The sequence below is a fragment of the Nannocystis exedens genome (assembly GCF_002343915.1).
Taxonomy (GTDB): Bacteria; Myxococcota_A; Polyangia; order Nannocystales; family Nannocystaceae; genus Nannocystis; species Nannocystis exedens.
Map to the genome: position 1 here is coordinate 6,700,702 of NZ_NETK01000001.1, position 14,988 is coordinate 6,715,689.

Here is a 14,988-nt window from a genome sequence, read left to right on the forward strand (position 1 = left end):
CGCGCCTGTCGCCTCCAGGCCCGCGTGCGCGGCGCTTGGGCGTGCGTGAGCGGCGGGGTATCGTGCGAACGTCGGAGGTCCCGCGTGGAGTCGAGTGTTCTTACTGCCGTCCTGATGCCCATCGCGCTCGGCGTCATCATGTTGGGCCTCGGCCTCAGCCTCACGCTCGAGGACTTCAAGCGCGTCATCGTGATGCCGAAGCCGGTGTTCATCGGGCTCTTGTGTCAGATGCTCCTCTTGCCGGTCGTCTGCTTCGCCATCGCCACCGGCTTCGACCTGCCGCCGGCGCTCGCCGTCGGCCTGATGTTGTTGTCGGCCTCGCCGGGCGGGGCCACGGCCAACCTGTTCAGCCACCTCGCCAAGGGCGACGTGGCCCTCAACATCACGCTCACCGCCGTCAACAGCGTGCTCTCGCTGCTGACCCTGCCGTTCATCGTCAACTACTCGCTCATGCACTTCATGGGCGAGGGCAAGGTCATCCCGCTGCAGTTCGACAAGGTCGTGCAGGTGTTCGCCATCGTGCTCGTGCCGGTCGGCATCGGCATGTTCGTGCGCGCCAGGAAGCAGGGCCTCGCCGACCGCCTCGAGAAGCCGGTCAAGATCCTCTCGGCCGTGTTCCTCCTGCTCGTCATCGCCGCCACCGTCGCCAAGGAGCGGGCCCACGTCGTCGAGTACTTCCAGCAGGTCGGCCTGGCCGCGCTGGCCTTCAACCTCGTCAGCATGGCCGTCGGCTACCTCGTGCCGGTGGTGGTGCGCCTGCCCAAGCGCCAGGCGATCGCGATCGGCATGGAGATCGGGATCCACAACGGCACCCTGGCGATCGCCATCGCCAGCGCGCCGTCCTTGCTCAATAACACCACCATGGCCGTGCCGCCCGCCGTCTACAGCCTGATCATGTTCTTCACCGCGGCCGCGTTCGGTTACCTCGTCAACCGCGGCACCAGCCGATCCGCCTGAGCCCAGCGTGGGGGTCAGGACGATCCGTTGCAGCGCGGGCTTCCGACCCCGACACACCGTCCGGCGGCCGTACCGCCGCCTCGACGGCTTGCGCCGCGAGCCCACGGAACATCGTCGCTGCGGCAGTGAACATTGATTCATTGCCAATGCGCCGAATGCGCCCACCCCGCACCGCGGCCCGTCGCGCGCGCCCTCCGAGGCCTGTGCGTGAGGACCCCGCGCCGGTCTGGCCGACAACTTGGAACGAACACCGATAGGCTCCTCTCAGGAGGGGAGCACACCTGGTGGAAGCGCCCGTAGACATCCTGCTGGTCGACGACAATCCGAACAACCTCCTGGCGCTCGAGGCTTTGCTGTCGGACATCGGCGCCCGCTTCGTCAAGGCGCGCTCCGGCGTCGACGCCCTCAAGTGCCTGCTGGAGCAGGACTTCGCGCTCATCATCCTCGACATCCAGATGCCGGACATGGACGGCTTCGAGACGGCCGCCATGATCCGCGGCCGCGAGCGTTCGCGGCGGATCCCGATCATCTTCCTCACGGCGTTCAACCGCAGCGATACCCAGGTTCACCGCGGTTACGCTCTCGGGGCCGTCGACTTCCTGTTCAAGCCGATCGTGCCCGAGATCTTGCGCTCCAAGGTGGCGGTGTTCGCCGACCTCTACCGCAAGACCGAGGAGGTCCGCCGTCAGGCCGAGCAGCTGCGGGTCGCCGAGCGACAGGCTCACGAGCGCCGCCTGGCCGTCGCCGAGCTCGAGGCGCGCGCGCAGGTGCTCGCCGAGGCCGACCGGCGCAAGGACGAATTCATGGCCGTCATGGCGCACGAGTTGCGCAACCCGCTGACGCCGATCGCCACCGCGCTCGAGACCCTGCGGCGCGCCCAGCCCGGCACCCTCCAGCTCGAGCGCGCCCGCCAGGCCATGGAGCGCCAGGTGCAGCACCTCGTCCGCCTCGTCGACGGCCTGCTCGACGCCTCGCGCTACACCGCCGGCACCATCGAGCTGCACCACCAGACCATCGACGTCGCGGCCGTCGTCCAGCAGGCCGCGCAGATGAGCCAACCGCTGTTCAGCGCCCGCCAGCACCGCCTCGAGGTGCAGCTGCCCGAGGGCCGGCTCGAGCTGGTCGCCGACCCCGACCGCGTCGCCCAGATGCTGGTCAACCTGCTCAACAACGCCGCCCGCTGCACCGACCCCGGCGGCACGATCACCCTCTCGGTCGCCCGCGACGGCGACGAGCTCGAGTTCCGCGTCCGCGATCCGGGCCGCGGGATCCGCCCCGAAGTGCTGCCGCGGATCTTCGAGCTCTTCGTCCACAACGACCGCGCCCGCGACCGCGCCGAGGGCGGCTTCGCCGTCGGCCTGGCGATGGTCAAGCGCCTCGCCGAGCTCCACGGCGGCAGCGTGGCCGCACACAGCCGCGGCGAAGGGCAGGGGGCCGAGTTCGTGGTCCGCCTGCCGGTCAACGCCGGCGCCCCGGCCCCCGTCGCCGCGCCGCGGGAGGTCGCCGCGCCCGACCTCTCGCGGCACATCCTCATCGTCGACGACAACCCCGACATCCGGGCCACGCTCGCCGACCAGCTCGAGCTGCTCGGGCACCGGGTCGAGGTCGCCGAGAGCGGGCACGAGGGCCTCGAGCGGATCCGCTCCGCCCACCCCGAGCTCGCGCTGATCGACATCAGCCTGCCCGGCCTCGACGGCTATCGCGTCGCGCAGATCCTCCAGTCCGAGCCCGACCTGCGCACGCGCCTCGTCGCCATGACCGGCTACGGTCAGCCCGAGGACCGCCGGCGCTCGCTCGAGGCCGGCTTCATGGCCCACCTCGTCAAGCCGATCGACCTCGACGATCTGTTCCGACTGCTCGCCACGTAGAGTCCGCTGTCATGTCGCGAGTCCACTTGCCGCGCAGCCTCGCCGACGCCCCCGAGCTGCGGCCGCTGCTCGACACCCTGCGCTCCCTCGACCCCTCGCGGCGCCTGCCCGCCGGTGAACCCGGCATCGTCGGCGAGCTCTACGCCGCCCTCAACGACCTGCTCGACCAGAACCGCCGGCTCACGCGCGACCTCGACCGCGCCCGCGCCGAGGTCGCCCGCGTCGGCGGCGTCACCCCCAGCGACCGCGTCGACAGCATGGTCGTCAACCTCGGCATGCAGATGCGGGCGCTCGCCGACGTCGTCGTCGCCGTCACCGAGGGCGACCTCACCCGCAGCGTCCCTGGCGACGCCCGCGGCGAGTTCGGCGCGCTCGCCCACAGCATCGGCCTCCTCATCGCCAACCTGCGCGACACCACCCGCAAGAACAAGGAGCAGGACTGGCTCAAGACCAACCTCGCGCGCATCACCCGGCTGCTCCAGGGCCACCGCGACCGCGCCCAGCTGGCCGCGCTGGTGCTGCGCGAGCTGACCCCGCTGGTGCGGGCCCAGCTCGGCCTCTTCTACGTCGTCGAGGGCGGCGAGTCGGACGACGAGCCGAGGTTCCTCCGCCTCGTCTCGAGCTGGGCCGCGCCGGCCGAGCTGAGCCGCGAGGTCGTGCAGCTCGGCGAGGGGCTCGTCGGTCAGTGCGCGCTCGAGCGGCGGCGGATCTTGCTGACCGACGTCCCCGCCGACTACGTGCGGATCGGCTCCGGCCTCGGCGACACCAGCCCGCGCAACGTCGTCGTCCTCCCGGTCACCTTCGAGGGCGAGCTCAAGGCCGTCGTCGAGCTCGCCTCCGTCTACGCCTTCGGCGACATCCACCTCGCCTTCCTCGACCAGCTCACCGACTCGATCGGCGTCGTCCTCCACACCCTGGCCGCCGGCGCCCGCACCGAGCAGCTGCTGGCCCAGTCGCAGTCGCTCGCCGAGGAGCTGCGCGGCCAGCAGCGCGAGCTCACCGCCACCAACCGTCGGCTCGAGCAGCAGGCGCTCGCGCTGCAGGCCAGCGAGGAGCGGCTGCGCCTGCAGCAGGAGGAGCTGCAGCAGACCAACCGTGAGCTCGAGGAGCGGTCCGAGCTGCTGCAGCAGCAGAACCTCGAGGTCGAGCGCAACAACCGGGAGATCGAGCGGGCCAAGCTCGACCTCGAGGAGCGGGCGCAGCAGCTCATCCTGTCCTCGAAGTACAAGTCCGAGTTCCTCGCCAACATGTCGCACGAGCTGCGCACCCCGCTGAACAGCCTGCTGATCTTGGCGCAGCTCTTGGCCGACAACCCCGAGGGCAACCTCGACCCCAAGCAGGTCGAGTTCGCGCGCACGATCCACAGCGCCGGCTCCGAGCTGCTCGCGCTGATCAACGACATCCTCGACCTGTCGAAGATCGAGTCCGGCACCATGGGCATCGACATCGACGAGCTGCTGATCGAAAACCTGTGCGACCAGGTCGAGCGCGGCTTTCGGCCGGTCGCCGAGACCCGCCGGCTGGCCTTCGAGATCCACGTCGGCGCCGACGTCCCGCCCGTCCTCTACACCGACCCGCGGCGGCTCCTGCAGGTGCTGAAGAACCTGCTGTCGAACGCCTTCAAGTTCACCGACAAGGGCAAGGTCGAGCTCCGCATCGAGCCGGCGCCGGACCGCCACGGTCGCTCGGGCGAGGTGCTCGCGTTCTCGGTCAGCGACACCGGCATCGGCATCCCCCCGCACAAGCAGCGGATCATCTTCGAGGCCTTCCAGCAGGCCGACGGCACCACCAGCCGCCGCTACGGCGGCACCGGGCTCGGCCTCTCGATCAGCCGCGAGATCGCCCGCCTGCTCGGCGGCGAGATCCTGGTCCGCTCGGCCCCGGGCGCCGGCAGCACCTTCACCCTGTTGATCCCGCAGACCCCCGAGGCCGTGCTCGGCGCCAGCTCGCTCGGCCTGCCGGCCGACGGCGCGCCCGACGGGTCCTCGCCGGCGATCCTCCGCGACGACCGCGAGCGCATCGTCCCCGGCGACCGCACCCTCCTCATCATCGAGGACGACCCCGCCTTCGCCCGCCTGCTCCTCGACCTCGGGCGCGAGAAGGGCTTCAAGGGCCTCGTCGCCCTGCGCGGCGACGACGGCCTCGCGCTCGCCCGCGACGTCAAGCCCGACGCCATCACCCTCGACCTCGATCTGCCGGGGCTCGACGGCTGGACCGTCCTCGACCGCCTCAAGCACGACCCGCGCACCCGCCACATCCCCGTCCACCTGATCTCCGGCAGCGAGGTCGACGCCCGCACGCGCGCGCTCAAGCAGGGCGCGCTGGCCTTCCTGTCGAAGCCGGTCTCGCGCGAGGCGCTGGCCGCCGCGCTCGCCGACGTCAAGGGCTTCGTCGAGCGCCGCGTCCGCAGCCTCCTCCTCGTCGAGGACGACCCGCTCCAGCGCGACGTCCTCGTCGACCTGATCGGCGACGGCGACGTCGCCGTCACCGCCGTGCCCAGCGCCGAGGAGGGCCTCGCCCTGCTGCGCGAGCGTCACTTCGACTGCGCGGTGATCGACCTCGGCCTGCCGGCGATGTCGGGCTTCGAGATGATCCGCAAGATCCGCGGCGACGCCCGCCTGCGCGAGCTGCCGATCATCGTCCACACCGGCCAGTCGCTGACCGCCGAGGAGGAGCTCGAGCTCGGGCGCATGACCGAGGCGATCATCGTCAAGAGCCCGCAGTCGCTCGAGCGCCTGCTCGACGAGACCGCGCTGTTCCTCCACCGCGTGGAGGCCGACCTGCCGGCCTCGCGCCACCAGCTGCTCGCGCAGCAGATCGACGCCGACCCGGTGCTCACCGGCAAGCGGGTGCTGGTCGTCGACGACGACGTGCGCAACATCTTCGCCATCACCAGCGTGCTCGAGCGCCACAAGATGCGGGTGCTCTACGCCGAGGACGGCCGGCGCGGCCTGGCGATCCTGCGCGACAACCCCGACATCCACGCCGTCCTGCTCGACGTCATGATGCCCGAGATGGACGGCTACGAGGCGATGCGAGAGATCCGCAAGGACCCGCGGTTCGCCTCGCTGCCGCTCATCGCCCTCACCGCCAAGGCCATGCGCGGCGATCGTGAGAAGTGCCTCGGCGCCGGCGCCTCCGACTACATCACCAAGCCCGTCGAGCCCGACCGACTGCTCTCGCTGCTGCGCGTGTGGCTGTATGGCTGAAGCGCCGAAGCGGCTGCTCTCGGTCGCGGCCCTCCGGCCCCCGTCCGAGCTCGAACAGCTCGAGCTCGACCTGCTGCTCGAGGCGATCCACCGCCGCTACGGCCTCGACTTCCGCGGCTACGCCCCCGCCTCGCTGCGCCGCCGGATCTGGAACCAGATCCGGGCCGAGGGGCTCGCCACCGTCACCGCCTTGCAGGAGCGCGTGCTCCACGACGTCACCTGCATGGAGCGACTGCGGCTGGCGCTGTCGGTGCGGGTCACGGCGATGTTCCGCGACCCGAGCTTTTACCGGGCGCTGCGCGAGCAGGTGGTGCCGCGCCTGCGCGAGCGGCCGCAGCTGCGGATCTGGCACGCCGGCTGCTCGACGGGCGAGGAGGCCTACAGCATGGCGATCCTGCTCGAGGAGGAGGGCCTGTACGAGCGCGCGCGGCTGCACGCGACCGACGTCAACGAGACGCTGGTGCGCACCGCCCGGGCCGGCATCTTCCCGATCGAGGTGATGCAGGAGTACACCGCCAATTACCTGCACTCGGGCGCCTGCGGCGACTTCTCGCATTATTACACCGCCCGCTACGACCGCGCGATCGTCAAGCAGTCGCTGCGGCGCAACATCGTGTTCGGCCGCCACGACCTCGCCAGCGACCCCTCACCCGGGCGCTACGACCTGATCGTGTGCCGCAACGTGCTGATCTACTTCGGCGCCGAGCTGCTCGCGCGGGTCCACCGGCTGCTCCACGCCAGCCTCGGCGACGGCGGCCTGCTGGCGCTCGGGCGCAAGGAGTCGCTGATCGGCACCCCGCACGAGCACGACTACGAGCCGCTCGACGCCCGCGAGCGGCTCTTCCTCCGCCGCGCCGCCTGAGGCCCGGGCGTGGCATTCCGCCGCGTCGCAGGAAGCGACGTTCGCCGCTGGCACGATGGAAAAAAATCGCCGGGCGGCTTCGACAGTCGCGAGGACTCGGGCTATCCTGCCGGCATGGTGCGTATAGGTTGGATGGTATTCTGTGCAGTCGCGTTCACGGCCTGTGACCCGCCGGAGATGGTCAGCGAGCGCGGCGACTTTCGCCTGGTGGTCGACGGCCTGAGCACCGCCCGCGACCTCTTCACCGGCAGCTACTGGGACCCTCCCTACCCGGTGCTCGCGGGCACGCGGATCTGTCCCGAGCTGCGCTGCCAGGCCTGCCCCGAAGAGGGGGCCTGCGACGACGCGGCCGTCCACGCCAGCGGCCCGGTCGCGGTCGACGAGGACGGCTGTTTCGTCGTCGAGTCGCCCGGCGAGGTGGTGTGGACGGTCGACCCGAGCTGCGGCGCCCCGGGCCAGCAGCCCGACCGCGTCCGGATGCGCGTCGTCGGCCCCGACGCCGTCGAGGCCCGCGTCACCTCCACCCTCGACGCGATGGTCGTGCGCCATGCGATGCGCGACAACCCGGTCGTCACCGCTTTCGGCGCCGACTGGCTCGCTCTGTTGCCCCGCGAGTTCAAGGTCGTGGCCGGCGAGCAGGTCGCGATCGGCGTCGGCCTGTTCGAGCCCGGCACGAACCTCATCGTCGCGCGTCAATCCGAGCCCGAGGCCGCCGTCACCTGGACGACCACGCGCGGGCGAGCGCCGATCACCTACCCCAGCCAGCAGCTCGAGCTCGTCACCTTCGCGGGCACCGAGTCCGAGGCGAGCTTCGAATTCGCCGGCCACCGCTGGCCGCTCGCGCGCGTGACGGGCGTGCCCGCCGACGCGGCGACCTCGCTCGAGCTGGCCGGCGCCTTCTACTTCATGGAGGACGCCGACGCGCCGCTGATCGGCCGCACCTCGGTGCCGTTCGCGGCCCGGGCGGTCGCGCGCGACGACGCCGGCGACCTCGTGGTCGGGCTGCCGGTCACGTGGTCGGCCGAGGTCGGCAACATGGCCTATTGGCCCGAGATGGCGTCGCCGGAGCAGCTCATCCTGTCCGACGACTGCGTCGCCCCCGAGGACCGCGACGGCCCGCGCGAGCTGGTGTTGCGCGCGCGTCACGGCGACCTGTCGGCGAGCCTCGAGTTCACGTGGGCTGGCACCCGCGAGCCGGCCCCGTTCAACTTCGTCGAGCCCGACTCGAGCTGGGAGCCGCCCGACACCTGCCTGGCCCCGGCGGGCTGCGGCTGCCGCAGCGGCGAGCCCGGCGGCGCGGCGCTGCTGCTCGGGCTGCTGCTGCTCGGGCGTCGGCGACGAAAATCACATGTTCGAACGGGCATGCTCGCCGGGACATGTCTCTTGGCGCTGCCGGCCGGCGGCTGCGGCGGCGCGCCGAGCGTGCGCGCGGCCGAGGCGATCCCGCTCGGCGACGTGCCGCTGCAGCGGCTGGCGGACCTGTCGGTCGAACAGGGCGGACACAGCGTCGCCGTCGGCGACCGCACCGTGTGGGCGTTCCGCACCGCGACCCGCGTGAGGCCGTACGAGACGACCACGGCGGCCGCCGTGACCGCCGACTTCGACGCGCGCGACGGCCTCCACCCGTTCACCGCCTTCGTGACCGCGGACGAGGACGACGACGACGCCCTGCTGCCGTACGTCGGCAGGGAGGGCAGCTACCGGCACGATCACGGCGGCGACTGCACGCCCGACGAAGATTGCCCCAAGGTGTCCCTTTGGCCAGGTCCGATGGTCCACGACCCCGAGCGGCAGCGCGTGCTGATCTTCTACCGCAAGGTCATCCAGCTCCCGGACAACGCCGAGAACCAGCACGTCGGCAGCTCGATCGCCGTGTGGCGCGACGACCTCGGCGGCCGTCCGATCCGGCCCGAGGTCGCCGAGGGCAGCGCCGAGACGACGCTGCTGTTCGGCCCCGAGGGTCCGCGGATCTCCGCCGCGCTCGTCGAGGACGAGCACGTGTTCGCGTTCGCCTGCGGCGGCCGCGGGAGCGCCTGCACGCTGCTGCGCGCCCCGCTGGCGCACGCGCTCGAGCGCGACGCCTGGCGCTTCTACGCCGACGGCGGGTGGTCGCCGTCGCCGCGCCGCCCCGACGAGCTGTTCGAGGGCGCCGGAGCGATGAGCGTCCACTTCAGCGCGCACGCCGGCGCCTACGTGGCGGTCTACGCCGACCGCGAGGAGCCGGCGGTGGTGCTGCGCACGGCGTCGCAGCTCGAAGGTCCCTGGTCCGACGCGGCCGAGCTGGTGCGGCCGCGCGACCCGCAGCGGGCGCTGATGGTCCGCGACGCCCTGCTGCACCCCGAGCTCGCGCGCGACGGCGGCGCCGTCGACTACCTCACCTTCTACGAGGCCTATCCCTCGGAGAACGGGCCCGAGGGGGGCACGCTGCAGCTCGTCGAGATCCACTGGGAGTGAGCGGCCGAACGCCGGCTCACAGCCCGTGTTCCCACACGCGGGGGTCGCCCTCGCGGCGGCGGCGGGCCTGGATCACGAGGGTGCGGATCAGCAGCACGAAGAACGCGGCCAGCACCAGCCACAGGAGCCCGAAGGCGACGAGCGCGTAGATGTTGCCCACGGGCTGCTTCTACCACGTCCCGGCGGACGCGGCGCGCGCCCCGGTTGCAGGGGCTCCGGCGCGCGATTACCCTCGCCCGCCATGCACACTGGCTCGCTCGTCGCCGCGGTCGCCCGCGCCTTGCACCCGGTCCTCCCCGCCGCCGCCGGCCTCACCGAGGACGAGGTCGCCGCCAGCCTCGCGGCCCCGCCGGACCCGGCGCTCGGCGACTTCGCGTTCCCGTGCTTCAAGCTGGCCAAGGCCCTGCGCAAGGGCCCGCCGCAGATCGCCGCCGAGATCGCCGCCGGCCTCGCCGAACCGGCGGGCCTGTTCTCGCGGGCCGTCGCGACCGGCCCGTACGTCAACCTCACCCTCGACCTCGGCCGCGCCGCCGCGCTGGTGCTGCCGCGCCTGGCCCGCGGCGAGCCGGTCTCGCGCCCGGCCACGGGCGTGCGCGTGATGGTCGAGTTCTCGCAGCCCAACACGCACAAGGCGTTCCACGTCGGCCACATGCGCAACCTGTGCCTCGGCGACTCGCTGGTCCGCCTGCTGCGCGTAGCCGGCGACGAGGTCGTGGCCGCCAACTACCTCGGCGACGTCGGGGCGCACATCGCCAAGTGCCTGTGGTGGTACCTCGACCGCCTGCAGGATCGCACCCCGCCGGCCGACCGCCGCGGCGAGTGGCTGGGCGAGCTGTACGCGGCCGCCAGCAACCAGCTCGACGCGTGGGAGGACCAGGCGCAGGCCGGCGACGCGGCGGCGGCGGCCGAGCTGCAGCAGGCCAAGGCGCGCACGTCGGAGATCCTGCACCGCCTCGAGGCGCGCGAGCCGGAGATCATGGCGGTGTGGCAGGAGACCCGCGAGTGGTCGCTCGAGGAGTTCGCCGAGATCTACAAGTGGTGCGACGTCGGCTTCGACCGCGTGTTCTACGAGAGCGAGGTCGACGAGCCCGGCCTCAAGCTGGTCGCCGAGTTCCTCGACAAGGGCGTGTTCGTCGTCTCCAACGGCGCCGTCGGGGTCGTCAACGACGAGGTCAAGCACATGCCGTTCTTCATGCTGCGCAAGCAGGACGGCACCAGCCTGTACTCGACCAAGGACCTCGCGCTCGCCCGCCTCAAGTTCGAGGAGTACCGCATCGACCGCTCGATCTACGTCGTCGACGTGCGCCAGAGCGACCACTTCCGCCACGTCTTCCTCACCCTCAAGAAGATGGGCTTTCATCAGGCCGAGCGCTGCCAGCACGTGCCCTACGAGATGGTCGAGCTGCCCGACGGGCCGATGGCCGGGCGCAAGGGCAACGTGGTGCTGTTCCGCAGCCTGCGCCAGCAGATGACGTCGCACCTGCGCAAGACTTGGTTCCAGCAGTTCGAAGGTCAGTGGTCGCCGGAGGAGATCGACGCGGCCGAGCGCACCGTGGCGCTCGGCGCGATCAAGTACGGGATGCTGAACCGCGACGTGAACCAGAAGATCGTGTTCGACCTCGCGGCCTGGCTCAACCTCGACGGCAACACCGGCCCGTACCTGCAGTACACCGGCGCCCGCGCCGGCTCGATCCTCCGCGAGTGCGGCGAGGTCGGCAAGGCTCTCGACCCCACGCTGCTCGAGAGCGACGCCGCCGTGCAGGCGGTCACCGCCACCCTCCAGGAGCCGCAGGAGCGCGAGCTGCTGCTCGCCCTCGACCGCCTGCCGCAGACCCTGCTCGCCGCCGCCGAGCAGCTGCGGCCCTCGATCGTCTGCACCTACGCGTTCGAGCTGTGCCGCACCTTCAACCGCTTCTACAACGCCGACAACTGCCGCGTGAAGCCGAGCGAGGGCCCGCTGCTGCAGGCGCGCCTGCTGCTAGTCCACGCCTTCGTCCACGCGCTGCGCGAGACGCTGGCGGTGCTCGGGATCTCCGTGCCCAAGCGGATGTGACCCGGCTGCGGCTGCACGCCGGCAGAGCGGCCGGCGGTGCAGGGGCGTCGGTGAGGCGCGGTGCTGTCGAGTCCGCTGCGAGCCTTCGTGGCCCGGCTCGCCCGCACCGCGCGACACCGGCTCGCCCGCAGGTCGCGACGCGGCCTTCGTGCTAGCGTCGCCGCCATGACCGTCGCCCTCTGGTGTCTGTTCGCCGCCGCGCTGCTCCACCCGCTCAGCAAGTTCCCCATGGCTGCCGCTCAGGCCCGCGAGGGCAGCGGCTACGACAACCGCAACCCCCGCGCCCAGCAGGAGCGCCTGACCGGCTGGGGCGCGCGCGCCCGGGCGGTCCACGCCAACCAGATCGAGAGCTTCCCGCTGTTCGCCGCCGGCGTGCTGGTGGCCACGGTCGCCGCCCCGAAGGTCGCGGCGGTCGACTGCCTGGCGCTGGCCTACATCGCCGCTCGCCTGGTGTACCCCGTCCTCTACCTCGCCGACATCCACCACGCGCGCTCGCTGGTGTGGAGCGTCGGCTACGGCGCCAGCCTGGCGCTGCTCACCAGCCCGGCCTGGGCGTAGCCGCTGCCCGGCGCGCGGCGGGCCGAACGACCCGCCGCGCCCGGTATCGCGGCCGCGCGGCACGAAGCGTACGGACCGGCCGCCGCGCGCCGTCGAAAGACGCCGAACCGGCCGCGTCGCTCGCATCCTCGACGCCGCGACGCGCCGGGCGGTCGACAGCGTGGTGAGCCGACCCGCGATCCGTGAGCGCCGTGAGCTCACCTGCGCCGGCCGCTCGCAGGCCCCGCGCGAGCGAGCTCATCGGGGATCGTGCCAGGGCAGGTTCAAAAAACATGCTTACAAGGGCATGTCTGAATAGACATGTCGAAAAAAGCATGTCTCTCCGAACATGCTCCTTCGACCTTTCAAAATGCGGCGAGGAGCCCGACCTGCGGGCCGAATTGCAGCTCGCAGAAGCCGGGCGCGGCCGGGGCCGAGAACGCGGCGCGGCAGCGGCCCCCGGGGAAGCTGAGCGAGAAGCGGATCGCCAGGTCGAGCCAGACGCGGCCGCCGAGGTGGATCGTCGCCCCGGGGGCGGCGACGGCGTGGCCGAGCACGCCGCCGCGGATGCCCAGCACTTGCGGGCCGACGGCGGCGAGCAGATAGGCGGCGAAGGTCTCGGTGCGCAGGGGGATCCACTGCACCATCGGCGCGATCCGGAACGCCGCGCCCGGATCGCCGGCGCGCGGCCGCTGCGACGGATCGGTGGGCGAGGCGAGCAGCACCGTCACCTGCAGCTCGCCGCCGATCTCCACGCTCTCGCGCAGGAAGTACCCGCCGCGCAGGCCGACCCCGACGAGCGTCAACTGACTGGCGATGCTGCTGTCGGCGAAGAGCCCCAGCTCGCCGCCGCGGCGGCGAAACGGCGCCGCCGGGACCGGCGCGGGCTCGGTTGCCTGGACCTCGACCGCCGCGCCCGCGACCGCGAACGCGAGGCCGACCTGCACGAGCCGACCCCCGGTCCGCGAGCGTCGCTTCCCCGAGCCACACCAACCGAGGGCCCGCAGTCGCGTCGGCGCATCGTGCTCCGCGGAGGCGGAGCCACGCGACGCGACCCGCGAAACGAAGGCCCGCAGTCGCGGCGAGGGGGAGAGGTCGCGCACGGCGAGCGATCGTAGCGGTCCGCGGTGCCGGGTCAATCCGCGACTACGATCGCCGGATGTCGAGCTCCACCTTGGTCCTCACGCTCGCCGCGGCCGCGGTGGCGAATCCGTACGCCCCCGAGGCGCGGCCCGTGGTGCTCGACTTCCGCCCCGGGGCCGTCAACGCGGTGCCGCTCCTGCCCGGGCCCGACGGCGGCGCGAGGTTCTCCGATCTGGCTGCGCACGAGGGCCGGCCGGTGGTCGAGAAGGAGCCGGGGACGCTGCCGTCCGGGTGGGTGCAGCTCGGCGGCATGGTCGTGCCCGAGGCCGTCGCTCAGGGCGCGCCCGTGATCTCGCCGTTCGCCGCGCGCCCCGAGGTCGCGGCCGACAAGGTCGAGGGCCCCGGCGTCGAGGACCTGTGCGCCTACCCCGACGCCGTGCCCGCCGGCATCTACACCGGCCAGTTCCGCCGCGGCACCGAGTACCCCCGGCGCGGCACGATCTACATGAACTACACCGGCGGCGTGCTCCTCAACGGCATGGGCGACAACTCGGCCGAGAACTGGTCGGCCCTCGCCAAGACCGGCTCGACGTACCCGGTGTACACGGGCGGCGAGGAGCGGGCGATCGCCGTCGCCCAGGCGGTCCAGGCCGACTTCGCCGCCTGGGCCCTGCGCGTGGTCTACCTCGAGCGCCCGCCGAAGGTGCTGCCCTACGTGATGATCATGATGGGCGGCCACTACAGCGACACCGTCGCCGGCCCGTCGGGCGGCGTGGCCCCGGGCTCCGACTGCGAGGACCTCGGGCTGCGCAACGTCTGCTACGCGTTCGTCAACGACGAGTCGACCAGCAACCAGGCCAACGTGGCGAGCCAGGAGGTCGGGCACACGATGGGGCTCGGCCACACGGAGGGCGACGACCGGGTGATGGCGTTCGGCTACGACACGTACGCGCCGATCGACATGGGCTTCGGCGCCGAGTGTACGCCGATCATCACCGTCCAGGGCCAGTCGGGCGCCTGCGTGGGCGTCAACAAGTGCCACTGCAACGACGGCGAGCTGCAGGACGACACGCTGACGCTGTCGGCGGTCTACGCCCCGCCCGGGCCCGACGTCGTGCCGCCGGAGATCTCGATCACCACGCCCGCCGACGGCGCCGTGTTCCAGGAGGGTGACGACGTGACCGTCGCGTTCGACCCGTGGGACGACTACGGTGGTTACGGCTGGAAGCTGATGGTCAAGCGCGACGGCGAGCTGGTGGCCGACGTGGTCGACTACAACGCCACCCTCGAGTTCACGCTCAGCAACATGCCCCCCGGCGACTACGAGCTGACCGCGCTGGTGATGGACCAGGCCGACCAGACCGACGAGCACACGATCTCGATCACCGTCGAGGGCACCGCCGCCCCGACCACCAGCGCCGGCGAGAGCGAGGGCGACAGCGAGGCGAGCACCGGCAGCGAGACCGGCGACCCGAGCGAGGACGGGGCGACGGCCGGCGACGCGAGCGAGGGCGAGGGCAGCGAGGGCGCCCCGGCGAGCGACGCCGACGACGCGTGCGCGTGCAAGTCGGACGGCGCCCCGGCCGGCGCCGCGTGGGGCCTGCTCGCGCTGCTCGGCCTGCGCCGCCGCCGGCGGTGAGGGACCGGCCGTAGCGCGCGGGCTGCTCGCTCGGCCTGCCCGTCAGCCACGATCGCTCGCGCCTGGCCGCGGTCGTCGACGAGGGCGGTGTGGAGCGGTTGCGGCTGCACGACCCGGCGAGCGAGCGACGCGCGCTTCACTCGGCGTCGACCCGCTCGCCGGCCGACACCCGCGCGTGCCCGCGGCGACTCGCGGCGGAGACCAATCCCAGGGACGGGACGATCGGGCCTGGCGCGCGGGGCCTGGTGGGCCTGCGAGCGAGGCTCGATGGGTCCGGCACGGCGCGCGCGCGCATGTCTTCGACGGCATGTTCGAAAGAGCATGTC

Annotated in this window: 10 protein-coding genes; 8 read left to right on the forward strand and 2 right to left on the reverse strand. The window is 72.2% G+C overall.

The features are described 5' to 3' along the window. Positions 1-114: 114 nt before the first annotated feature. From NAEX_RS26400 to NAEX_RS26420, 5 genes are all read left to right on the forward strand, one after another. Positions 115-957, forward strand: a complete 843-nt coding sequence (locus NAEX_RS26400; protein WP_245913805.1) for a bile acid:sodium symporter family protein — start codon at positions 115-117, stop codon at positions 955-957. Between the two features lie 284 nt (positions 958-1,241). Then, a complete protein-coding gene (locus tag NAEX_RS26405) occupies positions 1,242-2,825 on the forward strand; it encodes a response regulator (protein ID WP_096330251.1) in 1,584 nt (527 codons plus the stop codon). Between the two features lie 11 nt (positions 2,826-2,836). Continuing rightward, entirely contained in the window at positions 2,837-6,034 is a 3,198-nt protein-coding gene (locus NAEX_RS26410; protein WP_096330252.1) for a response regulator, read from the forward strand. Next, positions 6,027-6,896 (forward strand): CheR family methyltransferase, encoded by an 870-nt coding sequence (locus tag NAEX_RS26415; RefSeq protein ID WP_096330253.1) that lies wholly within the window; start codon positions 6,027-6,029, stop codon positions 6,894-6,896. Before NAEX_RS26410 ends, NAEX_RS26415 begins: the two co-directional genes overlap by 8 nt. A 132-nt stretch (positions 6,897-7,028) precedes the next feature. Continuing rightward, the gene (locus NAEX_RS26420; protein ID WP_177325883.1) at positions 7,029-9,350 is read left to right on the forward strand and encodes a DUF4185 domain-containing protein; all 2,322 of its coding nucleotides are present in this window, start codon (positions 7,029-7,031) and stop codon (positions 9,348-9,350) included. A 16-nt stretch (positions 9,351-9,366) separates the two neighbouring features. On the opposite strand, the gene NAEX_RS50735 is transcribed toward NAEX_RS26420, so the two are convergent. Further along, positions 9,367-9,510 carry a hypothetical protein gene (locus NAEX_RS50735; protein WP_170136022.1) on the reverse strand — a complete coding sequence of 48 codons (144 nt, stop codon included), beginning with the start codon at positions 9,508-9,510 and terminating at the stop codon, positions 9,367-9,369. A gap of 81 nt (positions 9,511-9,591) precedes the next feature. Here NAEX_RS50735 and argS point away from each other — a divergent pair, with 81 nt between their 5' ends. Beyond that, entirely contained in the window at positions 9,592-11,403 is a 1,812-nt protein-coding gene (gene argS / locus NAEX_RS26425; protein ID WP_096330255.1) for an arginine--tRNA ligase, read from the forward strand. 165 nt (positions 11,404-11,568) lie between these two features. Next, complete coding sequence (locus NAEX_RS26430; RefSeq protein ID WP_096330256.1) at positions 11,569-11,961, forward strand: MAPEG family protein; 393 nt, start codon at positions 11,569-11,571, stop codon at positions 11,959-11,961. Between the two features lie 344 nt (positions 11,962-12,305). Here NAEX_RS26430 and NAEX_RS26435 read toward each other — a convergent pair whose 3' ends face one another. Continuing rightward, a complete protein-coding gene (locus tag NAEX_RS26435) occupies positions 12,306-12,887 on the reverse strand; it encodes a hypothetical protein (protein ID WP_096330257.1) in 582 nt (193 codons plus the stop codon). A gap of 212 nt (positions 12,888-13,099) precedes the next feature. On the opposite strand from NAEX_RS26435, the gene NAEX_RS26440 reads away from it, so the two are divergent. Continuing rightward, the gene (locus NAEX_RS26440; protein ID WP_096330258.1) at positions 13,100-14,662 is read left to right on the forward strand and encodes an Ig-like domain-containing protein; all 1,563 of its coding nucleotides are present in this window, start codon (positions 13,100-13,102) and stop codon (positions 14,660-14,662) included. Positions 14,663-14,988 lie beyond the last annotated feature (326 nt).

Coding starts and splice junctions, on each gene's coding strand:
- NAEX_RS26400 (WP_245913805.1), top strand. CDS start 115: ATGCCCATCGCGCTCGGCGTCATCATGTTGGGCCTCGGCCTCAGCCTC.
- NAEX_RS26410 (WP_096330252.1), top strand. CDS start 2,837: ATGTCGCGAGTCCACTTGCCGCGCAGCCTCGCCGACGCCCCCGAGCTG.
- NAEX_RS26415 (WP_096330253.1), top strand. CDS start 6,027: ATGGCTGAAGCGCCGAAGCGGCTGCTCTCGGTCGCGGCCCTCCGGCCC.
- NAEX_RS26420 (WP_177325883.1), top strand. CDS start 7,029: ATGGTATTCTGTGCAGTCGCGTTCACGGCCTGTGACCCGCCGGAGATG.
- argS (WP_096330255.1), top strand. CDS start 9,592: ATGCACACTGGCTCGCTCGTCGCCGCGGTCGCCCGCGCCTTGCACCCG.
- NAEX_RS26430 (WP_096330256.1), top strand. CDS start 11,569: ATGACCGTCGCCCTCTGGTGTCTGTTCGCCGCCGCGCTGCTCCACCCG.
- NAEX_RS26440 (WP_096330258.1), top strand. CDS start 13,100: ATGTCGAGCTCCACCTTGGTCCTCACGCTCGCCGCGGCCGCGGTGGCG.